The following is a 25,008-nucleotide window of genomic DNA, read 5'->3' on the forward strand; positions in this document are numbered from 1 at the left end:
GATTCAAGGCGGCTGACGTGTACGCCCGTTGCATCATACACCTCCTGAAGGGTAAGGTGGCGTTCCTCCCGGACGGCTTTTAGGCGACGGGCTAGCTCGCGCAAAAAAGGAGACTGTTGCTGTACCGGCATGCCGTGACAAAGGCCGGTATTGCCGAGACGGGGCGCAAGGACCGATCGGTCCTTATTCTGCCTCCTGTTGTATATTTGCTCTCTCTTGCTATGGCTTACCTAGTCTAGGCTACTTTTTTATAGTTGCTGAACCTGCTCAGCGTATGAATTCCTGCCATCGCCTTTGTGTCCCCTTCTCTTCCATACCCACATGAGCAACGTACAGATTCAGAAAATAAAAGTGATAATTGAAGTGGAACTGCGTGAGCATGTGCCAAGTATTCCTGTGCTGCCTGCTTCAGATGCGGATGTTAAAGGCCACGAATATGAGCAAGCCTTGTTTGCTGCACTCCGGGCGGATCCCGAGCGCTACGCCGAGTTCGTCAGAACGCTTATTCTTACCAGCGTGGAAGCGTATGGACTCAACCGCATGCTCCCCGAGCTAGCCCAAATTAACGATACGTATACAGCTAGTCTTGAGGTGTTAGAAAGCCTGTTACCACGCTTTTCTCAGCCTGCCCAATTGTATTTACAAGAAGGCATTGACAAAGGCTGGATTACAGAAGGCAAGGATAGCCTTTTCAATACGATCGAAGCTACCCCGGTTCTGTTGACGGTTGAATATCCTTCCAAGGCATCCTGAGAAGAGTCTTACTGGTTCTAAGCAGAGGAGCATAGTCCACTGCGGAATCATTAAAACTACATTCACTTGTACGTGTTAAGAACGAGCAGCAATTTGGATAAGCAAATCGTTCATATTGGCTAGAAGCTGCCGCTCAGCTGACGTCACGTCAACATTCCGTAACAAGTCAGCTAGGCCTTGTTGCGTGCTCAACACAAAGCCTTGACTGGACATTTTGGGCAAGTTATATAAATGAGCTAGGTAGTTGCCTGGGCCTATTTCTTCTTCTTGTTCAACAAATTCGGGTTCCTGACCAGAGTTAAGCAAATGCGGCGCGTTAGGATTACTAAGCAATACATCAGGCGCAGCTGTCCTGCTATCACAAACTGCCTCAGCATGCCGTTGGATAAGCCAATTATCATCTAAATCAAGGTAATTATTAATACTCACTTGGTTCCCGTGACCAAGCCACCGACGCAATTCTTCTATTCCTAGGCCCGCTTTATAGTAGCGAGTGGCTAATGTTGCGCGGACACGGTGACAGTGAATGCGCCCCTTCGTGTCATATTCATTTACCTGTGCTTTACGGCACAGCATAGGAATTAACACCTGGTTGATATAGGTGGCACTAATGCTTCGGCCACGCCATTCGAAGATGAAATGGACAAATTCTCTGGACGTTTTATCTTGGCGCCGACGCCCCGTGGGCCGTAAGGCTTCCCATGCGTCGACTGGCGCTTTCAAGCGATAGTCAATTGGTTTTCTAAATTCACCGCAGGACTTATTCGCTGGTATTTTTAAAATACATATGTTGGTTAATGTGTTCTTTCGGGCCGCTGAGTCATGGTCATAATGAGGAGGTGGTTGGACACACCCACTTTCTAACCGCAAGATTTCGTCTCGCCGTAAACCGCCAAAAATCAAGACACAAGCCAGTGCCTGCACCAGTTCCGAAGGATAAGAAGCCTCATGTTCACTGATTTTCAAGCCGTCGCTTAAAACTCTTATATCTTCCTTGGTAAGGGATATTGCGGCTTGCGTCAGGTTTTCCCAAATCGAATCCTCGATAGCCTTCGGATTAGGCGTAATTTCAGCAATGATTTCCGCTGGAGTTCTTAATTCTATATCTGGATTAAAACGAAGCTTAAACCATTTCTCCCTCTGACCATAGTTGAAGAAACAGCGAATGGCATTGATAAGCTGCGCTTTACCCCTGGGCTTCAGTTCCTCACCAGCACGAGTGATACTTCGCTTATGAGAGGGATTGTTCCACTGGCCTACCTGCATCTTGTCGGCGGTTTTCACTACATTTTGAGCGATACCGGCAGTCCATTGATGCGGCAGATGTTTCGTCGGGTACTTGTCGACAACGTAACGGATGATCTTGGCGATGCGCGAGCGTTGCGACTCAACTGTACGTGGCTGTTTACCACAGTCCTTGCACCACTGGTCGAGACGCTCTCCCCACTCAGGTGGCAAGAGATCCTTGCGCCTTTTAGGAGTGGGTACTTTTGCTTTTCGAGCCGCCAGCTGGAAAGCGCCAGTTAGCGGTGGCAATACTTGGGTAAGTATTCCTTGGCTATAGAGCGCTTCTGAAATTGTCACGCAAGCGTTCCCTAACGCTTTATACAGGTTAGGCTTCGCCGATACCTGTTGCAAAATGTCTATTGTGAGCTTTTCAAGCTCTGGCTTCCGGTTCAATAGCAATGCCAAGCAAATGCAATTCGTCAGGCCCGGAACGTTAAAATAGGCAGATCGTCCTGTCCGATTCATTTCCGCGCGTATCGTCTCAATTGCGACCTCGACGGCTTGGTCCCCCAAAATGCGCCGGGCTGAGGTGCCTATTTGGTAACCCGTGATAAATTGATGAATCGCAACACCTTTGATCAGATAAGCACAGTTCACCAAGATAGGGCGCAAACAAAACGAATTAGGTAGCATAGGCAGCCAATCGGTCTGAAAGTCGCTGTACCGGTCGCGAAAGTCCAGTTGAGTAACACCAACGATTTCCAGCCACGTGGCCTCGTCCCACGCCCACATGGCCGTTTGTCGTTCATGCATTTCCTTCAGCAATAAGGCGCAACAGCCAAAAATGTATTTTTGGCTAGGGTCCGCATACTCACAACCCGCAAAAATTGCTTCGATGGGTTGGATCAGCCGTTGCACCTGTTGCAATTCCTGTTGCCGGTTCCGGTGCGCTATCTTCTTGTCTGCTGGAGCCTGACTAACCCAAGTGGCCAGAAAGGCCTTTTCACGGGTAGTCAAGCCTGCTGCACGGTTAAAGTGCGCAAGTTGGGAGGGCCATTCAATTATCAGCATATCGGTGAATAGCGTTACTGTGGCCTGGGAACAATGGTTTCACCAATAACCCGAGCAAATCCGACAAGCAACTGCTCTGGCATCTGCTGCCGATAGCGTCCCGTGCTATTTTTATTGAAGTGGCCTAGATGGCGTGACACGCGTTCTGGACTATACCCCTGGTCGGCAAAGTGATTGGCGGATAAGCGCCTGATCGTATGCGGCGTAAAACGCGGTAGTTCCGCTCGTTCAGCTACCCGGTCAATAACTTTCCGCCATGCGGAATCAGTAATTGGTTGGCCCCGATTTTGAGTTGCTTCTGATACAAAGAGAGTTTCACCGCCTCTACCGGAAATGTGGGGACGTGTTTTTAAATACAGATCCAACAATTGGCGCGTACGAGTTGAAAATTGTGAGCGCCGGTCGCGCTTCATTTTCGTCTTCTTGGCTCTCAACGTGAGTAAGGTCCCCACTATATCGGTGACTTGCAGAGTACAGAGCTCATTTTTGCGTAAAGCGCATTCGTAGCTCAGCGCTAACATCAGACAGTTGCGTAACGACTCCCCTCTCATGCAATTAAGAAAGTGATGCCACTCCTCATGAGTAGGAATCCACGTTAGTTTACGTTCCACCTGAACTACCCCTCGGCGAGGGTTACCGTGCCGATTCAGGAGAGTATGCTCATCTTGAGTTAATGGTAAGGTATCGCGTATACCTGCCTTTACTAAATGGCGGTAATACATCTTTAATGCTTCCCAATATTTGTGCCGTGTTGCGCTGGATAATCCCACACGATGAACAATAGCACCTTCCACAATTGGGCGTTTCTTAAGATTTGCTAGATAGCGTAGAACATCAGCTTCAGTTGCCGCGATGTAATCGATCTTGCGAGGTTCACAAAACCTGAGGTAGTCCTGTAATGCATATGCGTAAGCTTCTACAGTACTCGCGCACAGGTCACAAATGAGGACCTTTCGAAGCCACTGTTGGATGGTAGGGTGAGCAGCAAGAGCAGTACTAAGGCCAGGGGGAAGGGTTAGCTGATGCATATGGAGAAGCGTAGTACTGGTTACTGAACTCCAAGCAAATGTATATACCTTTTTTATTGGAATTTTGCCAATAAATTTAGTGGCAAAGATTTTCTTTATTTTTTTATATTCATCATTATCATAAAAAGATTTGATGTTATTGACATAATGAAACTATTCCAATCATGGTGCTGTGCCTACATGCCTTAGGCTTAATGGTAGGCTGGGCACAGAACTCTATATTCTGAGCCCAGTTTATAAATACTTGATTTTAAATTGTTTGGTGCATAAATTTGCACTTTTCAATTCGAACTTAACTTATCGCATAAGCAACCATTTTTGCAAACATAGTTTGCCTGAATAATTATAGTTTTTATAGTGGAATTTTATTCGCTTTCGAAAAGCTTGCTCCTGTAAAATCACAGCAAAGCTGCAACGCTTTCTATTTTTCATCAACCACCCACTGATGCTTTTTGTCATCAAGCATTATTTCTAGGTGGTTTATACCTGATATGTCCACGTTTTGTAACGAAATAAGATTTTATGTACAAGCACACCTATTAATGTAGATTACACTTTAATAAGTTTTGCGCCATGTGTTTAAAGAATTTTACTTATATAGTGGCACGACGTAGCAGCCGTTGAACCGACATTTTCCAAAAGGTCTGCCCGCGACGGGTGCGAAACTCAGCCTCATTCAATTCGGTAGCTATTTGCTGCAAGGAAAGTCCTTGCTTGTGCAGTGAGACGGCCAGGCGCTTAGCCTGCCGGTTCTGCGGATTCTCGACCGCATTAACCTGACGCACCTGCAAGCTCTTAGCAATGGCTGCCATCGTCAAATTCTGCGGATTCCCCAACGTCTCTCCTCTCGCCTTCTTAGCTGCGAGGGCATCCTTCGTGCGTTTGGAAATGGTTTCACGTTCGTGCTGGGCGATGATAGCAAAAATGCCCACCGTTAAGGTATTGGCATCGGGCATATCGCAGCAGACGAAATCCACCCCGCTGTCGCGCAAGGCCAGGATAAAGCCGGCATTGCGAGAGAGCCGATCCAGCTTGGCGATGAGCAGGGTGGCCCCGTACTGACGGGCGGCAGCGATTGCGGCCAACAGTTGCGGGCGCTGATTCTTTTTGCCGCTTTCGACCTCGACAAACTCGGTGAGCAGCTGGCCCGGTTGAGGGGCGAAGGCGTGTACAGCCGCGCGCTGGGCTTCGAGGCCTAGACCAGACTGGCCTTGGCGAATGGTGGAGACGCGGTAGTAGGGAACGTAGCGACGCGGAAGCATGCGAGGGAACAGGCTGTTAGAGGCGGCAAGATAGGCAGCGTAACGTTTATTGAAGGAACGTTCAATAAACGTTACGTCCCTCCCCTTTTGCGTAATTTCCTCTCTTTACTTGATGCAACGACTTCCTTTTTTACCGAGACTACTTGGTATAAAACCTGCTAATTCAGTTTTTATACTAGAGTTGATCAGACGGCCACGGCAAGGCGGCTAAGCGACCGCCTTCGACTATACCTTATGCCTCAAACACCCGCTACTGCTAGCTGCTTGGTTGTTGTGGAGAGGCGGATTTCATTTTGCTCTCATCTTAAAAAAGACCGTCGAGTTCCAGTTAAGTCCAGGCTTCTTTGCCTAAGTAGTATTGAGGCCAACAGGTTTCGCTGGTCTACAAATTGCTTTGATACCCTTGTCAGCGTTGTTAACAGACAACCCCACGGACCGCTATTTCGACTTGAAATTACTTCGATCAATTCTTTTGCTAAAGAACACAAATTTAACTTTTCAAATATCGCTTTCCCTGACCTAAATGTGACTTGGTTTTGGGATCACTCCTTATTGTATGGTACTGGTTACAATTAGGGTGTAGCACGTCAACTGTTATTCTGTCCTTCTATGCTTGGTTGTGATGCTGAGAGCAAAGCCATTTAACCGCCTGGTTTAGCACCATGTAAGACTGTCGCAGGTTAGTTAACAACTCGCGGTGAGTAAGCGTTGCCATACATGCGTTGGACCAGCATACGGGAATTGATTGTCTCTTTAACATTGGTGCAAGCAGTGTTCGACCCTACTCTCACCTTACAAGAATTCATTTGCGTTCTTCGCGAAATGGTTACAAACATCGTTCTGATAACAGGTAAAAGATTGGGTTGACAAAGTTAAAACAGGTCAATCCCAACTTCATTTAAGGTAAATTTCTCTGTTGAATGCGGGAACACTACGGCTGATTGCCAATTAATTATACCGCCTCTCCTGCTACTAGCTTGGCTAAGTGGATCTATTTTTCAATGACTTATAAAGCTCTACGCACAGCTATATGATAGCAGTATATCATATAAACTTCATGTGCCAGGTATACTAGATATTCTTGGAAAGTACAGCTAACTCGATAAACCGCGTATGTTCGATATAATCAGTATACTGAGAATTTTTAGAATACCCACCATACTCAATATGGTGCGTGTATTCAATAAGTCGAACCTATTCAGTATGTTTGGCTGAACCAAGATCCTACCATTATGCGCATCCTCACCTTTGCCAACCATAAGGGGGGCGTAGGCAAAACCACTAGCACGCTCAATGTCGGCCAGCAGTTGGCCGAACGTGGCAACCGGGTTCTCTTCGTGGACTGTGATCCGCAGCACAACCTGACTATGAGTTTTGCTACCCCGGTACCTTATCATCTAGGTCACGTTATTCGGGGTGACCGTACGCTCGCTCAAGTAGTCACGCCAGTGAACAGCCAGCAAGCGCTGGTAGGAGCGGCATTGGAATTAACCCAGATGGAGAAGATTCTAGGCCAGCAGCCCGCTTACCAGTTCTTTCTGCGTGACGCCCTGCAGGAGGTAGAAGGCCTCTTCGATTTCGTGCTTATTGATACCCCACCGGCACTCACCAGCCTTACCTATGCGGCCTTAGTTGCGTCGGAAGCCGTATTCATTCCCGTCCAGCCCGAGTATTACGGCTATGAAGGGCTCAACACCTTGCTCGAAGCGTGTAAAGTAATGAGCAAGAATTTCAATGCTAAGCTGAAAGTGGGGGGCTTGTTCCTGACTAAGTACTCCTCGGCCTATCGGTTAACGCTGCACCACGACGTTGTGGCTACCATGCGCGAGAACCCGGTGTTAGGGCAATTAATGATGGCTACCAGCATACGCCAGAACGGGAAGCTCTCGGAAGCACAAATCGAAAAGCAAAACCTGTACGAGTATGCCCCTACCAGCAACGGGGCTGTTGACTACGATCACCTTACCACTGAAATTCTTTCCCGGCTATGAGTCGTCCCCCCAAAAAACGTTTCGGCGCCAATCTCTCCCAGCCTAGCAGCCCCACGCCGGACCAGTTGATGTTTCCGGCTTTGAATGCGACAGCCTCCTCCGTGCCCCCTGAGCCGGCATCAGTCGACGCTAACGAAGAGGAAGACCGGTGGGTACCATTTGGCAGCTACACGCGCCTGAGCACCTATCTACAGCTCAAACAAGCGGAGTTCTGGGAACCTGGCTTCGAAATCCGTGAGTTTGTTGAGCAAGCACTGCACGCCGCCTTGGCTCAATTACCAGCTGCTCAACGGGAACTGCCGCCGCATGTGCTTGAGAAGCTGCGCAAGACTAATCGCAAACTGAACTCTAAGTAGTATATTTTAGCACAACCCGCAATTTCCATTTTGTACTTTTTTATATCATTTCGGTTCTGTCTCAGTTTCACCTTTAATCCTTCAAAAAAAATAAACTACTAGCTAGTTTTATTTGATTAGTAACTTATAGTATTACAGCCGCTATATCTATCTATTAATCAATTGTTTATGGGCTTAGGTTGCTACAAGATTGACGTGAGGTTGCTACAATTATGACGTGAGGTTACTACAGTTATGACGTGAGGGTGTAACAAGATTGACGTCACTAATTATAGGCTGCTACAATTATGACGTGAAGTTGCTACAAGATTGACGTCAGGTTGCTACAGAATTGACGTGAGGTTACTACAACTATGACGTGAGTCGTGAGTAAGCCTAGGTTGCTACAAAATTGACGTTGCCATGAACAAGCCCGAGAAAGCCGACAAAATTGTCACTCAACACAATGCTCTAATCAACGCCCGCTTCAGCTTTGTGCCCCTGCAGATGCGGCTGTTTTTAGCTCTACTAGCCCGCATTGAATTTGACGACACCGACTTTCGGGAACACTTTGTCCCTTTCTCCGAGATTGGCTTTACCGATCGGGGAGGCTCATCTTACCAGTTGCTGGAAGAAGTTTGCGAAAAGCTAACTTCTTTCACCCTTTATATTGAGGAACTGGAGCCCGGTACTCGGCGGCGCCGTAAGCGGCCTAACTACAAGTTTATTTCCCTAATGGATACGGTGGAGTACCAGGGTGACCGGGGTGGGGTACTGGCTTCGTTCAACCCTAGTATCATGCCTTATCTATTGCAGTTGCGGGAGAGCGGCAACTTCACCACCGCTGCCTTGGCCGAACTGCGTAAATTAAAGAGTCCCTACGCACTGCGCATTTATTGGCTGCTGAAGGAATATGCGGATTTCGGGCAGCGCACGCTCAGCTTAGAGCAACTGCGGTTTATGCTCGATATTGCCGAGAATGAGTATCCCCGGTTTTCTAATTTCAAAGCCCGGGTGCTGGATAAGGCGCAAAGCGAGTTAGCCGCTACGGATATGCCCTTTACCTTTGAATTGGAGCGGCAGAATCAAATAGTACAGAAGATCAGGTTTTTAATTGAGCTTTCTGGAAAACCTCAAGATCCTGTGATAAACGAAAATACTGAGGTAACCGAGAATGCCGAAACAACTGAAAATATTCAGCATACTAAAAAATCTGAGAATATTGAACATACTGATATTCCAGCCTGGCATCAGGAGCTTTTGAAGGCTGGCGTCAGCAAACGCAGTGTGCAACAGATCAGCAAACAGTTACAAGCGGGTGAATACCCTCTTGGTTACGTAGACTTCGTGTTAGCTCGCATTACCAAGCAACTGCGACTAGGCAAGGTGAAGAAGCCTGCCGGAGCCATTTACAAGGCTTTAGTTGACAAATATTTGCTAGCGGAATACTTGGAAGCCCAAGCCAAGTCAGCAGCTCGTCCTGTGGCGGTGCAACCAATAGAAACTCTAGAGGAAGTCGCCATGCCCTTGGCAGAAGTTGAACAGATGTATCAGAACCCTGGACCATTCCTGAAAAAGATGATAGGAGAGGAGACGTTCGAGCAACACCTACAACGGCTGTATTTAAATGAAGGCTTCGTAATCGAGCAACGGACTGGGGTTGACTGGTTGGTTAAACGCTAAAAAGAGTAGTACCTCTATACTCACCCAATTGCCTTCTAGTGGCACCTTACGAAGTGAGCTAAGAAGCCGACCGACCTCCGGCAGTTGCAACTCAGATCCCAGAAAGCTTCTACTCAGACGATAGCGTGACCAGTGCTTGAAAAAGCAAAACCGCCGCGTCAAGCGGCAGGATATGGAGAAGAAAATGCGGGAGAAGCTAAAGCTGCTTGGCATTGACTATCGTTTAGCGCAACTAAGTGCTCTGCCTCGCCATTGTGGCTGGACAGTTACGGCGTTGCCCTAGCTATATTGTCACCCGGTTAATGCCGATGGGATAAACAATCTCTAAAACGGAAGAAGCCAAGCCTGGACGCCAGCAGCAGGGCGTCCTCTTTCAGACAATGGGAAGCAAAGGCAACATAAGCAGGGGGGCAGTAGGGAGTAAGGCCGATGGAGAACAGCACAAATGAGCGGAACCAAAACGGCATGTGGGGCCCCACACCAGAATATGGCTGCCTCTGCGTGGGCTTAGCCGCCAATCGTTTTTCAGCTTTCCAAACCGCCGTCTCATGACGTCCGCTGATCACCAAGGTTCTCTTCGCCTTCGGCAACGACATCATATGGGACGAGCGAGTAAAGTTCTGCTGGTAACGGCCTTGCTATGGGCCCTACTTGGGGGCTACATCTGCTTCAGCCCCGTGCCCGGTGAATTCACTTACAGCTTTCCCGGCGTATACTGCATGCTCTTGTACGGCCTGTTGATGCTGGCGGCGTTTCGGGCGCAACGCAATGCTTTTCTCAAGCCTGTCAAACCGTTAGCGACTACTGGGAAGCCCCAAGAACAGGACAGGAATTTGAATCCTTTTTAGGCCCTGCGCCTAACTCATACCGCAGGTTAAGTACTCTCTATGACCATCCGCTTCTACTTACTACTCCTGCTACTCAGTGGGCCGATTCAACCTTCCAGGGCGCAAACGACAATGGCAGCAACTACATCCGCCCCGGCCGGCTCGGAATTCGATCTTGCCAAGCCTACAGCTCAACAAGTCGAGAATTTAACCGTGCTGGGGCAGGTATGGGGCTTTCTCAAGTACTACCACCCGGCCGTAGCCGCTGGGAAGCGGGATTGGGATGCCGAGTTATTCAAGGTACTGCCTACGGTGCTAGCCAGCCGAAACACTACCGAGCGTAGCGCCACGCTCAGTTCCTGGATCACCGAGCTTGGGCCGGTGCCCGCCTGCGCTACATGTGCCGATAAGCCAAGCCAACCGGTTCGGGTGGCCCCGGACTTGCGCTGGCTCGCTGATAAAAAGAACTTTAGTCCCGCCTTATCGCAGCTCTTGACGAACGTAGCAGCGAACCGCTACCAGGGGGAGCCGTATTACGTGGGCCGGGGCAATGCCGCCTCTCCCGCCTTTCCCCATGAGGAAGCGTATGCGGCGCAACTCTACCCCAACACCGGCCTGCGCCTGCTGGCCTTGTACCGGTACTGGAACATAGTAGCCTATTTCTTTCCCTACAAGTACGCCGTGGACACCGACTGGCAACAGATCCTGCCCAAGTACATTCCGCGCTTCCTGGGGGCTGGAAATGCGCTCGAATACCGGCAAACGGCGCTGGCATTGTTTACCGACCTGCACGATAGCCACGCCACGGTCACACAAGACCCAGTATTGAGTCCGCTGGAAGGAGACTACATCGTGGCCGCGGCCGTGCAGTTTATCCAGGCTAAAGCGCTGGTGATCCGCGTGCGCCACGATGGCCAAGTGGTACAACCGCCCCTGGAGCCCGGCGATAGGATAACCGAGGTCGATGGGGTTTCGGTGGACGAATGGGTTACGCAACGCCTGCCCCGAACGCCGGGCTCCAACAAAGTAGCGCAACTGCGCTCGCTAGCCATAGATTTACTACGGGGCAGCACGCCGGAAATGCAAGTGAAAGTGACGCGCGCCGGCAAGTCGTTAACGCTGACCGCGCCGCGCTTCAAGCTCGGGACGGTGCCGCCGGTTAAGCCCGCCGTCGGGGACAGCACCTACCAGTTTTTAACCCCGAAAGTGGGCTACGTGAACCTGGCCACCATCACCCGCGCCAAACTGCCGACGATCATGCAGGCTTTTCAGCAAACGGACGGTATCGTATTCGACTTACGCAACTACCCTGGCGAGTTTGTGACCAACCAACTCCTGTCGTATTTCATCAGCCAACCTACCGTCTTCGCTAAGTTTGCCGCCTTTGATGCGCGGTATCCTGGCCGCTTTGTAGAGTACCAGCCGAAACCAATTGAGCCGGCCGGTTCCACGCCGTACGCGGGGCGGGTAGCGGTCCTAGTGAATGAAGCAACGCTCAGCCAAGGCGAGTACACCGCAATGGCTTTGCGCGCCGCCCCGCGTGCTACCATTCTAGGCAGTCAGACCGGGGGCGCGGATGGCGATATTTCCCGCATCGTATTGCCGGGTAATCTGGTTACCCGCATTTCGGGTACGGGCGTGTACTACCCGGATGGGCGCGAAACCCAACGCGTCGGCATCGTGCCCGATATTGAGGTCCATCCGACGGCCGAGGGCCTAAGGAACGGGAAAGATGAGGTACGGGATAAAGCCGTACAACTAGTAACCGCGACCAAGTAGAAGGTAAGCTCTTACAAGCAGAAATGCCGCTCTTTTCCAAAGGGCGGCATTTCTGCTTGTAAAGAGAAGATCGGTTTAGGTACAGCCTAGTATTGCTTTAACTGCACATCCTGCTTTTTGGTGCACACCCAAATACCTCGGTACGCATAGCCTGCGTCCTGAATAACTTTAGGTTCAATCAACAGGCGGGGGTAATTACCTTCTAGGTTGCCTAATTGCATCAGCGGGGTAACATCCGCTACTCGCTGGTGGTCAGTGGTTAGAAAGACGTGAAAAACCTTGCGCGTCTGTTCATTATAGGTGACAAAAAGAGTTAGCGTGTCCTGCCGAAACGAGCGCTCCCTAGTCGTATAGCCATTCGCCAACACAATAGCGGGTAAGGGAATGTCTTGTTGCGTTGAGGTACTTAAGAGAGCGTTTAATTGATCGATGTTTTTATGAACTAGCTCGGGTACATCGAAAATGGGCTTTAGTGGCTTGCTTGTACCAAATGCTTGACGGCGACTGCAGCCAGTATGCAACAGGACGAAGGCCACAAGAAGGACCCGAATCAATTGGAAAGAACGTACCATACTCTTCTCAGGAATCAAAGAAAATCAATGGGCACAAAGTTGCCATTTGGGCTACTTAGCCTACAGGCCCATTACTTGAGCTTACTATAATCCAACAGTTGCTGAATGGAGCACCGCAGACGCAAGTTGTACACAGCTGGTCTAAACCGCCGCATCAAGCTACTATATAATTCTCTTTCACTAGGAGCTCCAGTGCAATAGATTCCTGAGCTCTATGATCTTACTGAGTGATAAAAGATAGCTTATATACGTTATTGCCCTTAATTCCTGACGTCTTATGGAGGGTATTCTACCGATATAAATAGCCTCTAATTCTGTATTTGGTAAAAAATTTCTGTATTTGGTAAAAATGTATATCTTTGCATTACTGCTCTAACACCAACACATCTTGGATTGCCACCCAAGATGATCCCCATTCCTTTTCCTAAGTCATGTTTCACCTTGCTCAACACAAGGTGGAGTCAACCCCCATGAAAAAACAAACCCTTCATTTCGCTCCGCCCAACACATGCAAGTTTTTGCGAAACGCGTTTTCCGTGAGTATGCCGCACAATACCCTACTGTAGCCGCTGAACTATTCGAAATTTACAATGAGATGCTGGCCTCCTCTTGGGAGATGGGAGCCGATGTACGTGCTTGGGACCCCAAAGCCGACTACGTTGGTAACGACCGTTGGGTCATTAACGTGGGACGAAATCGGCACCGCTTGGTTGTCCGTATTTTCTTTCCAGCTAAACAGGTGTACGTGCGTTTCCTTGGTACCCATGCCGAGTATGACGCCATACCCGACATCACGACCGTATAAGCCTGTGTTCGGTGCTACGGTCAAGAAACTTCTTTCTTAACCGTGAATGAAAATCAATAATGAATCCGAGTACCAAGCGGCAATGCAGCGCTTGGATTACCTCGTTGAAAATGACCCAAACAACCTTGCCGAAATTGTAGCTCTTGGCAATGAGGTCAACGACTATGAAAACGACAACGGTCATGCCCCGGTGCATCCTGATTCGCTCATTGCCCGCATTGAACGCGAAATGTATAAGCGGCACTTGAGCAAAGGACAGTTGGCAGAGCTACTGGAAGTGCCAGCTAGTCGGTTGAGCGAGATTCTGCATGGAAAGCGGAGCGTCAACTTAGACTTTGCTAAGAGGCTCTACAAGAAGCTTGGTATACCTGCTGAATTCATACTGGAGGCGGTATGATTTGTTTATCCGCCTGATACAGCCCTGCCATTGGTGGGGCTTTTTTGTTTTCAGACAGATAAGTTATTTAATAAGCCCCCTGATTTACATTAACTTATGATGCCCAATAATTAAATGATTACCAACCTACCTAACAACCAAGAATTTGAGAACCTTGCCAAAAATTGCTTGGTACAAGCATTCGACCTTGTCTTTCAAACTGACAAAGTCATTTTTGACATTGGTGAGAAATCCTTGAAGGAAGACGTATGGAAGTACTCCCAAGGCAAGCTGAATACCGCTGTAGTTTTAATCCATCAAGCTATAGAATCCTTTATGAAGGCTAGTGTTTGCCTCACTAGCCCATTGTTATTACTAGAAGGTAGACGCAAGGATTGGCCGGTGCTTCCTGACCAAGAGGACAAGGATTTCAACGAGTTCTACACTACTCCTGCGGAGGCGTTACTTCGCACTTATGCAGCCACAGTTAAATCCCCGCTAAGTCCAGAAATTGTTGCGCACATAGAAGCTATGCGGACTTTGCGCAATCAGATTGTACATGGAATTTCACGAACCGAGTTAAATCCAAAGAAGCTAATTGATAGCATTTTAGATACTTTTTTGTTCTTTTTGGGTAAAGATGAATGGTGGCAGGCACTATTAGATGAATTCGTCAACCATCCTTTTGGTAACCACGAAGCGTATCCCTTTGGAATAGAGTTAGCCCGTTTTGCTGAGCGACTAGACTATGTCGAAGCTGTTATTGGGAAAGCAAAATTTGCCAAGCAGTTTACCCAAAATACGAGGGCGAGAAGGTATATCTGTCCCTTCTGCAAAACTCTATGGCTTCACGAAGTAGATGATAATTACCCTTATCGTTGGGCTTTGCTGGACAACTCTAAGACGGACGAGCCTGTGGTTCACTGCGTTAATTGCAGAATAGAATCCCCTGTAACGAGGGAGAGCTGCTACTACACTAATTGCAAAGGAAGTGTACGATTCTATGGTCCTTCTACGGATGAAATCTTTTGCCTAACCTGTGGAGAGCAGCAATACTCAGGTACTCAAGCAGAAGATGAAGCAGCAGAAAAGAAAGAAGCAGAGCAACTTAGAAAACGACTACTTGGCCTTCCTTGATTGCCAGTGTCCAACAGGCAAATCCTTGATAGAACAAAAGAAGCCCTGCTATATGGTAGGGCTTTTTGCTTGCTTAAGTACATGGATAGTAGATGAGGTGGTCGGCTTAGGTGAGACAGATTTAGGCGTTGGTTAGAAGAGGTTGTTCAAAGCTATGCGGGCATTCATAGCCCAAGGCGGAGTGCCGCCGTTGGTGATTGTAATAGTCAAAATACGTCGCCAGTTCTACCTGCGCTTCCGCAACAGAAGCAAAAGCGGACCGACCAAGTAACACTTCGGTTTTCACCCGCGACCAGAGGCTTTCGGCTTGGGCGTTGTCATAGCATTCGCCTCGGCGGCTCATGCTGCGCACCAAGTGCCGCTCCAGGAGCAAGCGTCGGTAAGCCTTGCCGCAGTACTGCCCGCCCCGATCGGAGTGAACCACTAGCCCGGCCGCGGGCTGCCGGCTTACTAAAGCGCGGCGCAAGGCCGTGGTGACCAACGCTTCGGGCATCGTGCCGAGCACCTGCCAGCCCACGACGCGCTTGGTATAGACATCCTGAAACGCGGCTAGATACGCCCAATTGCCATTTTGCAGGGGTAAATAGGTAATGTCTCCTACCCAGATTTGGTCGGGCGCCATGGGCGCTGGCCGCGCCAGCACGTGGTTGGTCGCCACCCGTGGCCCTTGTTCGCTACAGGTGGTGCGCGGCACGAAAGCCCGCGGCTGCAGGGCCACGAGCTCGCGCCGACGTAGTGCCTGTCGGATGCGATGACGTCCTATCCGATGACCTTGGGCGCGCAACTCGGCCCGTAGTCGCCGCGTGCCATAGCGTCGTTTGTGCTGGCCAAAGGTCTGACATAGGGCCTGTTCCCAAGCAGGCACGAGGAGCCGCGAGGCCGATTTCTTCTGCCAGCGGTAGTAGCTGGCCACCTCTACGCCCAGCACCTGGCAGAGCCGACGCACAGGATAGTGCGGCGCTTGCGTCCGGACAAAGCGGAAGCGGCTCACGAGGTCGGTGGCATAAGCCTGCGCCTAGAGCAGGCAACTGGCCAAGGCTTTTTTTAGGATGTCGCGCTCCTGCTGCAACCGCCGGACCTCAGCCTGTAGCTGGCGCATCGCGGCACTTTCCCTTTCCCCACTGCCCACTTCTAGCACAGGTTGCGCGGCTTTTTGCCACTTATAGAGCAGTTTGGCGCTGATGCCGAGCTGCCGGGCAGCGGCTTGCGTGCTGCGACTTTCCGCGGCTAGCCGCAACGCTTCCGCCCGGAAAGCGTCATCCTAGTGGCGACGCTTTCGGGCGCGCTCGTGTTCATTTTCTGAGTCATGACAGAAGGAAGGTAACGCCCTTTTCTGTCTCACTTGGTTAGACCCTCTCAGTATGCCCCCAGAAAGAGTGGGCTTACGAAGAGCTATGGCTGCCCGAACCCTTCCCGCCACCCAGCCGCAAGGTCAAGTGGTCGTTACTGCTTGACGAGTTTGCTGGTACTGCCGGTTAGTTCATTGCGCAGCAGGTAGAGGCCCGCCGGCAGTCCCTGTACATCCAGCCGCTGGGAAGAGACGCGCCCCCTGCGCACGATCTGGCCGAGCTGGTTGAGCAACTGGTAGGGCGTGCCAGCAGGACCGTGCACGATGAAGGCGGTAGTGGTCGGATTGGGGTAGGCCGCGAGAGCGAGGCGGGAAGGGGCTGGGGTGGTGGCGAGCGGCGTAGCGCTAAGCTTGAGGACCCAATAATCCTCGCCGCCCTGACTGGGCTGGGCTTTGTCGCCGCTGATGCCGGAGTTAGAGATCCCCCCCAGAAGGTAGCCCCCGTCACTGGTTTGCTGTAGCGTGGTAGCGTAATCCGCGCCGCTGCCGCCGAAGCTGCGGTCCCACTGCTTGGTGCCGTCGGCACCGAGCTTGACCACCCAATAATCCTCGCCGCCCTGACTGGGCTGGGTTTTGTCACCGCTGGCGTTTGAAGTAGAGTGGCCGCCGAGGATATAGCCCCCGTCACTGGTTTGTTGTAGCGCGTTAGGGTGATCAAAGTTATTGCCGCCGAAGGTGCGGTCCCATTGTTTCGTACCGCTGGCATCGAGCTTGACCACCCAATAGTCAGCGGAACCCTGACTAGGCTGGGTTTTGTCACCGCTGGCGTTTGAAGTAGAGTGGCCGCCGAGGATGTAGCCCCCATCACTGGTTTGTTGGGCATCTGCCAGCCGTTCATCGCTAGTGCCCCCAAACGTTTTGTCCCATTGTCTGGCGGGAACAAGTTGGGCCGCGGCCTGGTGGGGCAGACTGGTGAGAAGCAGGCCCGAGGCTACTAATAAAGAAGGTAGTAGTTTTGTCATATAGTAAGGGGAAAATCAAATATAATGGATAGCATGCAGCTGCCTTGCTACTGCCCGACCAACTACTCGAGCCGTTGAAGTAAGGGAAAGGTTAAAACGCGTGAAATAGCCCCTGCGTCGGCGTCAATAGCCACTTGAGCGCCTAGTACCGTGTTAAAGTTGGTCGCCGGATGGCCGCTAGGGGTTACGACGTTTGAGCAGGTAGTAGTGCCGGCTAGCTTCTATGCCGTGGGGTAGTACTTCCCAGCCCAGCGAGTAGAGATAGTTAAGAGCGGCCGCTTCATCGGCAAAGCGGCGCGCTTTCCCGTTTTCCTGCACGTAGTCCAACTAGCCCGCGGGCTGCACGCCATCGGCCAGGGAGAGCTGACACGAGGAATTGATGAGCAAGATGCGGGCCACCCCGTACATGGGTTGCGGGGCGGCAGACCCGGGTGCTTGCTGGACATAGGCCCGGGGCAGGGCGGCGCCGGTGCAGAGAACGAGCAGCAGAAGTAGATACTTCATATAGTAAGTAGTATGGTGACCCCGGCTAGCCTCCCAGCAGCAGCAACGGGAGGTAGGGAAGTATAGCCTAGTTAAAACGACTGTATTTAGAAGGGGCCGATAACCGCCTGAACGAGTCTGTAGAACAGCTAGGCGCTGGCCCCGACGAGGACGGCCTTCACCGAAGGCGGGATCGCTCTTGATTTCCACAATCCGTAGAAATCCAACGGAAACACCGCCAAGTACAGCACCACCAGCCACGTCTGGCTGTCCCATTTGGCAGCTTCTGGTCGATAGCCGGGGGCCATAGGAGACTAGAGTGCTAAGTCTAGGGAGTGAACTGCAAGGGCAGTGCCTTCGCTGGAAAAGGGGTCTTGCCCATGAGTTTGGAGCGAATGATGGAGGCCTGCCACGTCGTGAAGTTCTCGGGCGCCGCGTGTGGCCACGTCCCAACCGCTTGCTCGATCAGGAGCGGAAATGCCGTAAATCAGGCCGGCCTAAAAGAATCGAAAAGCCCCAGCAGACGCTGAGGCTTTTACTTTACTCAAAACTCTTGGCAAAGCAGTGATACAACTCGTAACCGAGAGTCAATGGCACCCACTGCGCCATTTCGATGTGCGCTTCGCCGTCCTTTAGCTCCAGCGTATAGCACGAGTCAATCACCGTGGCCTCTTCGTCGAGGTAGGCTTGGTGCCGGTCAGCTACTACCCCGACAAGCGTTGTAAACAGTTGGTGGCGTTTAGTGGTAGCAAGGTCTAAGGTAGGAGTAACGAGCGTATTCATAAGAATGGTATAAGTAATACAGATGGATAACAGGTCAGCAAAAACACAGCCAGTTCCTTGGCTACAAGTGGTAGTAAGCTTGACTTGGCCGCTTGTATTCTCGCTGGCAATCCCGGCCCAGCACTTGCATTTTAAATTGATGAAGTCTAGTATGAACTGACGAGCGGCCACGATGCCCGAAGAGCTGCTTACCATTGCTTTGCAACGGGCTTTGCTCGCTCAGCAGCCAACGCCGGGTCTGCTCGTGCACTCGGATCGGGGTGGACCGTACTTCGGCAACCAGTACCGCGCTCTGCTGCACCGCCCCCAGGCCGTACGCTCGCAAAGTCGCCGCGGCGAGTGTTACGACAACGCGCAAGCCGAAAGCCGCTGGTCCCGACTCAAAACGGAGGAATTAGAACGCCGGGAGTGGCCCGTTTTCGCTGACTTAGCCGACGCGCAGGCCAGTGTCGCCGACTATTTTGATTACTATAATTACGAGCGGCTGCACTCCAGTATTGGCTATCAACGGCCGTATCTCGCTCACCAACAGCTGCTTTCATTAACGACCCTAAACTGTCCTGCCTAACTGGACCACCTCATGCCTTGCCCAATCATGAGTCTTAGATCCTCCACTGTGTAGTTTTTAAGAGGCTTTTTCCTGAGCTCAAGACATCTGCTTACTAAAGGATAATCGTGCTGATCTGAATCGAGCATGGGTTCTGCTCCCTCCAACTCATTGATCGATTTATTCAGGGTATCTTTCATTGTGATTGGCAATCTAGCGCAGCAGCCGGCGCTTCTGCTCCTCAAACTCGGCTGCTGTGAGCACGCCTTGCTCAAGCAACCGTTGCAACTTGAACAGCTCGTCGGCCACGGACATGGGCGAACTTGGCTGCTGTACTACGACCGTCTGTTTGGCGGGCCGCAACAACCGCCAGATCGCGGCCGAGATGAGGGTTAGATGTAGGCCCATGATGATGAGCATCTCAGTCACGCTGATACCACCCATGAATAGAAGAAGGGAAGCGAGCGCAAAAGCCTCTGGAGATTACCGAGCGCCAGCAGACGCGGAAGGCATCCTAATTTCAAGATGTTCCGTTGTTGCTACCGCTTGCCCCTGGGCGTTGCGCGCAGGGGCCCAGGCAGGCATGGCTTGAAGTAGCCGCAGTGCTTCCGCGTCACAGCTGGTGCACAACCCTCGGACAATCTGTGGGGTGCGGACGCGGCCATCCGCACCGACCACGAACTTCGCTGTTACATAGCCGCTCAGCTTCTCTTGCTGCATAACAGCAGGTGCACGCTGCTTCTCGCTTAGGTAGGTATAAACGGCCTCCTTGCCTCCAGGGAAGACGGCTCGTTGCGGCACTTCGTATGATTCAAACACGTGAGCGGGTCCAAAGAAGGGAAGCGCTACTGTAAAGCTGACGGCAACAGCACGGCCGCTTTGTTGGCCCGGAATAAAGCGAGGAAGTTTAGCCACAGCCGCTAAGGCTGCTGCATCACAGGCCGGGCTTAGGCTTTTGTGAATTTGATGATTGTAATGAGCCCCACTGGGACCGACGGTAAAGGAAACTTGCACCACTCCGTCTACTTTACCTTGCGCTACTTCCGCCGGCACGACGAGTCGGCGCCGTAGTTCACTCACTAGCTTACTCTCCTTGATGCCGGTAGCCGACACAACGCCATTGCCTACGGGTTCCTCTTCCTTGCCTGGCAAAGCCGGCATTCGCTCCACGTAGAGGTAGACCTTGGTGGAATCATAAGGAGGCAATGGCTGCTGGATACCAGTGGGCAGCTCAGCATTCTGCGGGAAGGTTATGGCCTGGTACATGAGCGTCGGCACGGCTTGGTCGTTAACGCGGCCTGGCTCAAAAGTAGGGAGCAAACTCATGGCCTGTAAGATGGCCCGCTCGTAGCGTTCCCCCATGCTCTTGGTAAAGAAAACGTCCTCGATTTTCCCCTTCTCCGTGACAATAAAGAAGAATTGCTGCGCGGGCGCTTTCCCGCCCGCCGGCAACGGCAACAACCGGCGCTCGATGGCTTGATCCAAGCGCTGCCCGCTGGTCAGATATGCCGGGCTGGTAAGTTGCTGCATAAACACGGGCCAGCCAGGCGCAACACGTTCCTTGGTCGGGGTAGCTGCTGGAGCCGGTGCCTTGTATGGCGCGCTGTAGCCGACCCCCATGGAGATGAATACCGCGACGGGTTTCCCTTCCTGCTTTCCCGGCTCAAAACGGGGGAGTTTGTTCACGGCGGCCAGTAGCGCCTGATCGTAGGCTGGTCCTAACTCGGAACGTACCTTGACTTTGCCTACGCGCCCATCCGGGCCAATGATGAACATCACCAGCCCCCGGTCGAAGCGGCAATCGTCGGGCTTCCAGCAGCGGGGCGGTAGGTCATCCGTTGCCGAATCGCGGCTTCAATTGCTGGCCTATCATTTGCCCCGCCAGGTAAGCGGGGCATCTGCTGGACTTGAGCATACACTAAGTCTAAAATGGGCGCTGCAGCTTCTGACACTTGGCTCCAACCCGAAAAAACAGTCGTCGTGAAAAGGCTAAAGGCAAGGACGACCAGACGCCAAGGGAAGAATAACCGCATGGCGCAAGCTAGCAGTTACCCCGGTAATTTCATTAAAACCCGACAGTGTAATTTCAGGACGACAACATGCTCTCCAACTACTACTCGACGGCACGCTAATCTCGGCTAGTGCTTTAGGGTAAGCACCCACAACAAACGCTTACAGGGCTAGATCAAGCAAAGGGGTGCCCCAAACCTGAAGAGGATAACCGATTATTACTCTGTAACCTGTTAGGTGTTGCTGTACTTGCTTGCCCAGACACAGTTAGTAAGGACTCTTTATTAGGTCTAGGTAAGTCAGCAAATAAGTGGATAGCAAGACATTGATTTATCGGACGTCAGTGTAGGACGAATAATCAGCGGTTATACTGGCTGTATGGTGTCTGGAGTTTTGTCTATGGAAACGCTCAATTTACGAAGCACCAAGCCCGAGTACCTTTCCTGAAATAGATTAACGGTTATCAGATTTATCAACTTATTCCAGGACAAGACAGGAACGTGAACTTGCCGTGGGGTAGACCAAGATGTTTGAGCTGGAACCCTAAGGGAAGTGTTGAATCAGGGTGGCCCACGTATCCGGACCTTTCGACCGAGAAATTCGTGCTTGGCCGTCCGAATTGGTTTGAAATTCTTAAGAAGCGGTTTGATAATCGTTAGTAGCAGGGGAAGGGCTAAAAGACCTTTGCCCCTGCTAACACTAGCCGATTGGTGGTTGCCCCAGCGCTAGGGGAGTGCTCACATTCACTAAGAAACCAGAAGGAGGATGAATTTACTGCCTGAACAATACCTGCATCGCCACGCGCGCACCTGGCTGGTGCTGGGGGCGTTGGCGGCGCTGCCTGTGGCCCCTGGCCATGCGCAGATGGGCAAAGACCCGGCGACGGAGTGGCGCCACTATGCCGGCGACAAAGGAAGCTCGAAATACTCGTCCCTCACCCAGATTGACTCCACTAACTTCAAGCGCCTGCACATTGCCTGGACGTGGCGTTCGGTAGAGCAGGAGATTACCGCCGCCCACCCCGAGCTGAAAAGCTGGGCCTGGGAAACAACCCCCCTGATGGTGGAAGGAGTGCTTTACCTGAGCACCTCAATGTCGCAGGCGGTGGCGCTCGATGCCGAGACCGGCAAGCGGCTGTGGGTGTACGACCCGGAAACCTGGAAAAACGGCACGCCCGCCAACAACGGCTTTGTGGAGCGCGGCGTGATGTACTGGGCCAGCGGCGAGGATAAGCGCATTTTGTTCGGTACCGGTGATGGCTACCTCATCGCCCTGAATGCCAAGACCGGCCAGCCGATTCCAACCTTTGGCAACCAAGGTCGCATCGATTTGGCTCAGGGGCTAGGCCATAGCATAACGCGCAAGCTCTACGGGGTTTCTTCGCCGCCCGTGGTGTGCCGCGATGTGCTCATTGTTGGCTCGAAGGTGAACGACGTGGCCGTGGAGCGGGTGATGCCGCCCGGCTCGGTGCGGGGTTTCGACGTGCGCTCCGGCAAGGAACTGTGGCAGTTTCACACCATTCCGCAGGCGGGCGAGTACGGCAACAAGACCTGGGAAAAAGGCGCCTGGAAAACCACCGGCAGCGCCAACGTGTGGGCTCCCATCAGCGTGGATGAGGACCTGGGCTACGTGTACTTGCCGTGCAGCACGCCTTCCAATGACAACTACGGGGGCCAGCGCCTGGGGGCTGGGCTGTTTGGCGAGAGCCTAGTGGCCCTGGACGCCCGCACCGGCAAACGCGCCTGGGACTACCAGCTCGTGCACCACGGGCTGTGGGACTACGACCCGCCGGCGGCGCCTATCTTGCTCGACATCAACGTAAACGGTAAGCCGGTGAAAGCGGTGGCGCAGGTCAGCAAGCAGGGCTTCGTGTATGTGTTCGACCGGGTGACAGGCAAGCCCGTCTGGGACATCGTGGAGCGCCCCGTGCCGCAGTCGACGGTGCCCGGCGAGCACTCATCGGCCACACAGCCCTTCCCGACCAAGCCCGCCCCTATTGATCGGCAGGGCCTGACGGACAACGACTTGGTGGATTTCACGCCGGCCTTGCGCGACTCGGCACGGGCTATCATCCGCAAATACAACTACGGACCGCTCTTTACGCCTCCGGCCCTGGACAAGCCCACAATTCTGATGCCCGGCACCGCGGGCGGGGCGAGCTGGGCCGGCGCGGCCTTCGACCCCGAGACGGCGACCCTGTACGTGCCTTCGAACACGCTGGCCCAGCAGGTTACCCTCAAGCCCGCCACGGTGCCCGGTGCGGGCTACCAGGGCAGCGCCAACGCGCTTCCTACCCTGCAAGACGGCATCCCGCTGTGGAAGCCGCCCTACGGCCGCATGACGGCCATTGACATGAATACCGGCGACCAGCGCTGGATGGCTCCCATGGGTGACCTGGCCCAGCAAATTCCGGCCCTGAAAAAGCTGAAGCTCCCGCCCTTGGGACGCTCGGCCCGCACGCATGTACTGCTCACCAAAACGCTGCTCATCACGGCGCAGGAAGGCACGACCCAGCGCGAAGCCGCCCTGCAAGGCAAGAAAGGGGGCGGTGGCTCGCATGGCGACACGGCAGGCACGCAGTTTCAAGTGGTTGACCCCAAGCTGGTGGCTTATGACAAAGCCACCGGCCGGCGCATTGGCGAGGTTTCGCTGCCGCGCAACGCAACGGGGGCGCCCATGACTTATCTGCTACACGGCCAGCAATTTATTGCCGTGCCCACGGGTGGGGCGAATCTGCCCGCCGAAATGATTGTATTGCGCCTGTCCGAGTAGGCGGGCTGAAAATCCAACTCTCAACCGAATGAAAACGATGAAAGGACAAGTGGCGTTGGTGACCGGCGCCGGTAGTGGCATCGGATTAGCCGCGGCACAAGCGTTTGCCGCGGCCGGGGCCGCCGTGGTTCTGGCCGACGTGAACGAGCCGGTGGAACAGGTGGCTAAGCTCCTCGCCGTCGGCCACCGGGCGCTGGCCATCCAGTGTGATGTATCAGACGAAAAGGCTGTCGAGGTGATGGTAGCGCAGACCGTCGCCACCTTCGGGCGGTTGGATGCCGCCTACAATAATGCCGGCATCAACAGCCCGGTGATGGAAACGGCCGATGCCAGCAGCGAAGAGTACGACAAGGTGATGTCCGTGAACCTACGCGGGGTGTGGAACTGCATGAAGTACGAGCTGCGGCAGATGCGCGAACAGAACAGCGGTGCGATTGTCAACTGCTCGTCCATGGGCGGCCTCATCGGCATCGCCGACCGGGCCGTGTACCACGCTTCCAAGCATGGCGTGCTCGGTCTCACCAAAAGCGCCGCGCTGGAATACGCCACCCGTAACATTCGCATCAACGCCATCTGCCCGGGCATCATCTCGACGCCGATGGTGGAGGAGATGGTCGCCCGCGAGCCCGAGGCCATGCAAGCGCTGCTGAAAGACGTACCCATGAACCGATTGGGTACTCCGGAAGAAATTGCCGCCGTGGTACTGTGGCTGTGCAGCCCGGCCGCCAGCTTTATTATCGGCCAAGCCATTGCGGTCGATGGGGGCTACACCGTACGCTAGTCGTAAAAGCGACATACGGCGCGTAGAACTGCTATTGCTAAAAAGGGGAAGCACCTACCAGTGCTTTCCCTTTTTAAGGGCGTAAATGACTTAGTTGGCAGGTTTAGTTGAATCCTATTTACTTCGATTTGGCTTCCAGAACGACGGGCACTGTTTCTAGAAGTTCGAGCGACTGAATCATGTCCTTAGTGGACGTCTTGTATTTCTTGAAATGCGGGGTTTTCAGATGAGCCTTATAGGCTTCGGGGCTGGCGTACACCTCGAAAATCGTGAGGGCCGCAGGGTCATTCTTATCAGCTACGGCATACAGGTTCAGCACACCCGGCTCGAGGCGCACGGAGACCTCGATTTCCTCTTTCAACGCCGCTGTGTAGCTGACTAGCTGGGCCGGCTTGATGTGGAGTTTAGCTATTCGTACCACGGTAGCGGGCGACTGAGCAGCGGCGGAGCCAGATACGGATGCAGTCATAAGCAAA

General features: G+C 52.6%; 26 protein-coding genes and 1 pseudogene. 12 read left to right on the top strand and 15 right to left on the bottom strand.

The features are described 5' to 3' along the window. The first annotated feature begins 321 nt into the window (after positions 1–321). A complete protein-coding gene (locus ACFE7X_RS06835; protein WP_375434924.1) occupies positions 322–753 on the top strand; it encodes a hypothetical protein in 432 nt (143 codons plus the stop codon). Positions 754–828: 75 nt separating this feature from the next. Here ACFE7X_RS06835 and ACFE7X_RS06840 read toward each other — a convergent pair whose 3' ends face one another. The 3 genes from ACFE7X_RS06840 to ACFE7X_RS06850 all read right to left on the bottom strand — a co-directional run bounded on the left by ACFE7X_RS06840 (position 829) and on the right by ACFE7X_RS06850 (position 5,341). Then, positions 829–3,051 (bottom strand): tyrosine-type recombinase/integrase, encoded by a 2,223-nt coding sequence (locus ACFE7X_RS06840; RefSeq protein ID WP_375434925.1) that lies wholly within the window; start codon positions 3,049–3,051, stop codon positions 829–831. Positions 3,052–3,065: 14 nt separating this feature from the next. After that, the gene (locus tag ACFE7X_RS06845) at positions 3,066–4,079 is read right to left on the bottom strand and encodes a tyrosine-type recombinase/integrase (RefSeq protein WP_375434926.1); all 1,014 of its coding nucleotides are present in this window, start codon (positions 4,077–4,079) and stop codon (positions 3,066–3,068) included. Between the two features lie 593 nt (positions 4,080–4,672). After that, entirely contained in the window at positions 4,673–5,341 is a 669-nt protein-coding gene (locus ACFE7X_RS06850; protein WP_375434927.1) for a recombinase family protein, read from the bottom strand. A gap of 1,232 nt (positions 5,342–6,573) precedes the next feature. On the opposite strand from ACFE7X_RS06850, the gene ACFE7X_RS06855 reads away from it, so the two are divergent. The 5 genes from ACFE7X_RS06855 (at position 6,574) to ACFE7X_RS06875 (ending at position 11,956) form a co-directional block, all read left to right on the top strand. Beyond that, entirely contained in the window at positions 6,574–7,332 is a 759-nt protein-coding gene (locus ACFE7X_RS06855) for a ParA family protein (RefSeq protein WP_375434928.1), read from the top strand. After that, positions 7,329–7,688 carry a hypothetical protein gene (locus ACFE7X_RS06860; protein WP_375434929.1) on the top strand — a complete coding sequence of 120 codons (360 nt, stop codon included), beginning with the start codon at positions 7,329–7,331 and terminating at the stop codon, positions 7,686–7,688. The genes ACFE7X_RS06855 and ACFE7X_RS06860 overlap by 4 nt, the downstream gene beginning before the upstream one ends. Before the next feature lie 402 nt (positions 7,689–8,090). Then, positions 8,091–9,350: a replication initiation protein gene (locus ACFE7X_RS06865; RefSeq protein ID WP_375434930.1), complete on the top strand. Its 1,260-nt coding sequence runs from the start codon at positions 8,091–8,093 to the stop codon at positions 9,348–9,350. A 136-nt stretch (positions 9,351–9,486) separates the two neighbouring features. After that, a complete protein-coding gene (locus ACFE7X_RS06870) occupies positions 9,487–9,633 on the top strand; it encodes a hypothetical protein (protein ID WP_375434931.1) in 147 nt (48 codons plus the stop codon). 604 nt (positions 9,634–10,237) lie between these two features. Further along, positions 10,238–11,956, top strand: coding sequence for a S41 family peptidase (locus ACFE7X_RS06875; protein WP_375434932.1), 1,719 nt, complete (start codon positions 10,238–10,240; stop codon positions 11,954–11,956). An 86-nt stretch (positions 11,957–12,042) separates the two neighbouring features. Here ACFE7X_RS06875 and ACFE7X_RS06880 read toward each other — a convergent pair whose 3' ends face one another. Further along, positions 12,043–12,492 (bottom strand): hypothetical protein, encoded by a 450-nt coding sequence (locus ACFE7X_RS06880; protein WP_375434933.1) that lies wholly within the window; start codon positions 12,490–12,492, stop codon positions 12,043–12,045. A gap of 544 nt (positions 12,493–13,036) precedes the next feature. Between ACFE7X_RS06880 and ACFE7X_RS06885 the strand changes: the two genes are divergently transcribed. The 3 genes from ACFE7X_RS06885 to ACFE7X_RS06895 all read left to right on the top strand — a co-directional run bounded on the left by ACFE7X_RS06885 (position 13,037) and on the right by ACFE7X_RS06895 (position 14,846). Then, positions 13,037–13,333, top strand: coding sequence for a type II toxin-antitoxin system HigB family toxin (locus tag ACFE7X_RS06885; protein ID WP_375434934.1), 297 nt, complete (start codon positions 13,037–13,039; stop codon positions 13,331–13,333). 46 nt (positions 13,334–13,379) lie between these two features. Further along, on the top strand, positions 13,380–13,730 hold the full coding sequence (locus ACFE7X_RS06890) for a helix-turn-helix domain-containing protein (RefSeq protein ID WP_375434935.1): 351 nt from the start codon (positions 13,380–13,382) through the stop codon (positions 13,728–13,730). A 114-nt stretch (positions 13,731–13,844) separates the two neighbouring features. Beyond that, positions 13,845–14,846 carry a hypothetical protein gene (locus tag ACFE7X_RS06895; RefSeq protein ID WP_375434936.1) on the top strand — a complete coding sequence of 334 codons (1,002 nt, stop codon included), beginning with the start codon at positions 13,845–13,847 and terminating at the stop codon, positions 14,844–14,846. Positions 14,847–14,967: 121 nt separating this feature from the next. Here the strand turns inward: ACFE7X_RS06895 and ACFE7X_RS06900 are convergent, their stop codons facing one another. The 7 genes and pseudogenes from ACFE7X_RS06900 to ACFE7X_RS06930 all read right to left on the bottom strand — a co-directional run bounded on the left by ACFE7X_RS06900 (position 14,968) and on the right by ACFE7X_RS06930 (position 18,422). Next, a complete protein-coding gene (locus tag ACFE7X_RS06900; RefSeq protein WP_375434937.1) occupies positions 14,968–15,837 on the bottom strand; it encodes an IS3 family transposase in 870 nt (289 codons plus the stop codon). A 24-nt stretch (positions 15,838–15,861) separates the two neighbouring features. Then, positions 15,862–16,092, bottom strand: a pseudogene (locus ACFE7X_RS06905) (transposase); the annotation flags it as partial. A 197-nt stretch (positions 16,093–16,289) separates the two neighbouring features. Continuing rightward, positions 16,290–17,156: a T9SS type A sorting domain-containing protein gene (locus ACFE7X_RS06910; protein ID WP_375434938.1), complete on the bottom strand. Its 867-nt coding sequence runs from the start codon at positions 17,154–17,156 to the stop codon at positions 16,290–16,292. Positions 17,157–17,333: 177 nt separating this feature from the next. Continuing rightward, positions 17,334–17,483, bottom strand: a complete 150-nt coding sequence (locus ACFE7X_RS06915) for a hypothetical protein (protein WP_375434939.1) — start codon at positions 17,481–17,483, stop codon at positions 17,334–17,336. Continuing rightward, the gene (locus ACFE7X_RS06920) at positions 17,484–17,660 is read right to left on the bottom strand and encodes a hypothetical protein (protein WP_375434940.1); all 177 of its coding nucleotides are present in this window, start codon (positions 17,658–17,660) and stop codon (positions 17,484–17,486) included. It abuts the gene before it with no gap. Between the two features lie 128 nt (positions 17,661–17,788). Continuing rightward, a complete protein-coding gene (locus ACFE7X_RS06925) occupies positions 17,789–17,947 on the bottom strand; it encodes a hypothetical protein (protein ID WP_375434941.1) in 159 nt (52 codons plus the stop codon). A 232-nt stretch (positions 17,948–18,179) separates the two neighbouring features. Then, positions 18,180–18,422 carry a hypothetical protein gene (locus tag ACFE7X_RS06930; protein WP_375434942.1) on the bottom strand — a complete coding sequence of 81 codons (243 nt, stop codon included), beginning with the start codon at positions 18,420–18,422 and terminating at the stop codon, positions 18,180–18,182. Positions 18,423–18,594: 172 nt separating this feature from the next. Here ACFE7X_RS06930 and ACFE7X_RS06935 point away from each other — a divergent pair, with 172 nt between their 5' ends. Then, positions 18,595–18,990, top strand: a complete 396-nt coding sequence (locus ACFE7X_RS06935; protein WP_375434943.1) for a transposase — start codon at positions 18,595–18,597, stop codon at positions 18,988–18,990. On the opposite strand, the gene ACFE7X_RS06940 is transcribed toward ACFE7X_RS06935, so the two are convergent. From ACFE7X_RS06940 to ACFE7X_RS06950, 3 genes are all read right to left on the bottom strand, one after another. Then, positions 18,987–19,169 (bottom strand): contact-dependent growth inhibition system immunity protein, encoded by a 183-nt coding sequence (locus tag ACFE7X_RS06940; protein WP_375434944.1) that lies wholly within the window; start codon positions 19,167–19,169, stop codon positions 18,987–18,989. The two genes, ACFE7X_RS06935 and ACFE7X_RS06940, sit on opposite strands and share 4 nt — an antisense overlap. Before the next feature lie 13 nt (positions 19,170–19,182). Beyond that, entirely contained in the window at positions 19,183–19,377 is a 195-nt protein-coding gene (locus ACFE7X_RS06945) for an SHOCT domain-containing protein (protein ID WP_375434945.1), read from the bottom strand. Positions 19,378–19,452: 75 nt separating this feature from the next. Further along, on the bottom strand, positions 19,453–20,745 hold the full coding sequence (locus tag ACFE7X_RS06950) for an energy transducer TonB (protein ID WP_375435036.1): 1,293 nt from the start codon (positions 20,743–20,745) through the stop codon (positions 19,453–19,455). 999 nt (positions 20,746–21,744) lie between these two features. On the opposite strand from ACFE7X_RS06950, the gene ACFE7X_RS06955 reads away from it, so the two are divergent. Then, positions 21,745–23,751, top strand: a complete 2,007-nt coding sequence (locus tag ACFE7X_RS06955) for a pyrroloquinoline quinone-dependent dehydrogenase (RefSeq protein ID WP_375434946.1) — start codon at positions 21,745–21,747, stop codon at positions 23,749–23,751. After that, entirely contained in the window at positions 23,729–24,532 is an 804-nt protein-coding gene (locus ACFE7X_RS06960) for a glucose 1-dehydrogenase (RefSeq protein WP_375434947.1), read from the top strand. Before ACFE7X_RS06955 ends, ACFE7X_RS06960 begins: the two co-directional genes overlap by 23 nt. Before the next feature lie 118 nt (positions 24,533–24,650). Here ACFE7X_RS06960 and ACFE7X_RS06965 read toward each other — a convergent pair whose 3' ends face one another. Beyond that, positions 24,651–25,001: a putative quinol monooxygenase gene (locus tag ACFE7X_RS06965; protein WP_375434948.1), complete on the bottom strand. Its 351-nt coding sequence runs from the start codon at positions 24,999–25,001 to the stop codon at positions 24,651–24,653. Positions 25,002–25,008: the final 7 nt, after the last annotated feature.

It is taken from the genome of uncultured Hymenobacter sp. (assembly GCF_964242765.1).
Lineage (GTDB): Bacteria > Bacteroidota > Bacteroidia > Cytophagales > Hymenobacteraceae > Hymenobacter.

What these genes read in the sequence shown, in the direction of transcription:
- ACFE7X_RS06850 (WP_375434927.1), bottom strand. Translation starts at nt 5,341, where the DNA reads ATGCTTCCGCGTCGCTACGTTCCCTACTACCGCGTCTCCACCATTCGC.
- ACFE7X_RS06895 (WP_375434936.1), top strand. Translation starts at nt 13,845, where the DNA reads ATGATTACCAACCTACCTAACAACCAAGAATTTGAGAACCTTGCCAAA.
- ACFE7X_RS06835 (WP_375434924.1), top strand. Translation starts at nt 322, where the DNA reads ATGAGCAACGTACAGATTCAGAAAATAAAAGTGATAATTGAAGTGGAA.
- ACFE7X_RS06845 (WP_375434926.1), bottom strand. Translation starts at nt 4,079, where the DNA reads ATGCATCAGCTAACCCTTCCCCCTGGCCTTAGTACTGCTCTTGCTGCT.
- ACFE7X_RS06910 (WP_375434938.1), bottom strand. Translation starts at nt 17,156, where the DNA reads ATGACAAAACTACTACCTTCTTTATTAGTAGCCTCGGGCCTGCTTCTC.
- ACFE7X_RS06945 (WP_375434945.1), bottom strand. Translation starts at nt 19,377, where the DNA reads ATGGGCCTACATCTAACCCTCATCTCGGCCGCGATCTGGCGGTTGTTG.
- ACFE7X_RS06935 (WP_375434943.1), top strand. Translation starts at nt 18,595, where the DNA reads ATGCCCGAAGAGCTGCTTACCATTGCTTTGCAACGGGCTTTGCTCGCT.
- ACFE7X_RS06950 (WP_375435036.1), bottom strand. Translation starts at nt 20,745, where the DNA reads ATGTTCATCATTGGCCCGGATGGGCGCGTAGGCAAAGTCAAGGTACGT.
- ACFE7X_RS06920 (WP_375434940.1), bottom strand. Translation starts at nt 17,660, where the DNA reads ATGAAGTATCTACTTCTGCTGCTCGTTCTCTGCACCGGCGCCGCCCTG.
- ACFE7X_RS06965 (WP_375434948.1), bottom strand. Translation starts at nt 25,001, where the DNA reads ATGACTGCATCCGTATCTGGCTCCGCCGCTGCTCAGTCGCCCGCTACC.
- ACFE7X_RS06875 (WP_375434932.1), top strand. Translation starts at nt 10,238, where the DNA reads ATGACCATCCGCTTCTACTTACTACTCCTGCTACTCAGTGGGCCGATT.
- ACFE7X_RS06860 (WP_375434929.1), top strand. Translation starts at nt 7,329, where the DNA reads ATGAGTCGTCCCCCCAAAAAACGTTTCGGCGCCAATCTCTCCCAGCCT.
- ACFE7X_RS06955 (WP_375434946.1), top strand. Translation starts at nt 21,745, where the DNA reads ATGAATTTACTGCCTGAACAATACCTGCATCGCCACGCGCGCACCTGG.
- ACFE7X_RS06940 (WP_375434944.1), bottom strand. Translation starts at nt 19,169, where the DNA reads ATGAAAGATACCCTGAATAAATCGATCAATGAGTTGGAGGGAGCAGAA.
- ACFE7X_RS06890 (WP_375434935.1), top strand. Translation starts at nt 13,380, where the DNA reads ATGAAAATCAATAATGAATCCGAGTACCAAGCGGCAATGCAGCGCTTG.
- ACFE7X_RS06885 (WP_375434934.1), top strand. Translation starts at nt 13,037, where the DNA reads ATGCAAGTTTTTGCGAAACGCGTTTTCCGTGAGTATGCCGCACAATAC.
- ACFE7X_RS06925 (WP_375434941.1), bottom strand. Translation starts at nt 17,947, where the DNA reads ATGGCCCCCGGCTATCGACCAGAAGCTGCCAAATGGGACAGCCAGACG.
- ACFE7X_RS06865 (WP_375434930.1), top strand. Translation starts at nt 8,091, where the DNA reads ATGAACAAGCCCGAGAAAGCCGACAAAATTGTCACTCAACACAATGCT.
- ACFE7X_RS06840 (WP_375434925.1), bottom strand. Translation starts at nt 3,051, where the DNA reads ATGCTGATAATTGAATGGCCCTCCCAACTTGCGCACTTTAACCGTGCA.
- ACFE7X_RS06930 (WP_375434942.1), bottom strand. Translation starts at nt 18,422, where the DNA reads ATGAATACGCTCGTTACTCCTACCTTAGACCTTGCTACCACTAAACGC.
- ACFE7X_RS06855 (WP_375434928.1), top strand. Translation starts at nt 6,574, where the DNA reads ATGCGCATCCTCACCTTTGCCAACCATAAGGGGGGCGTAGGCAAAACC.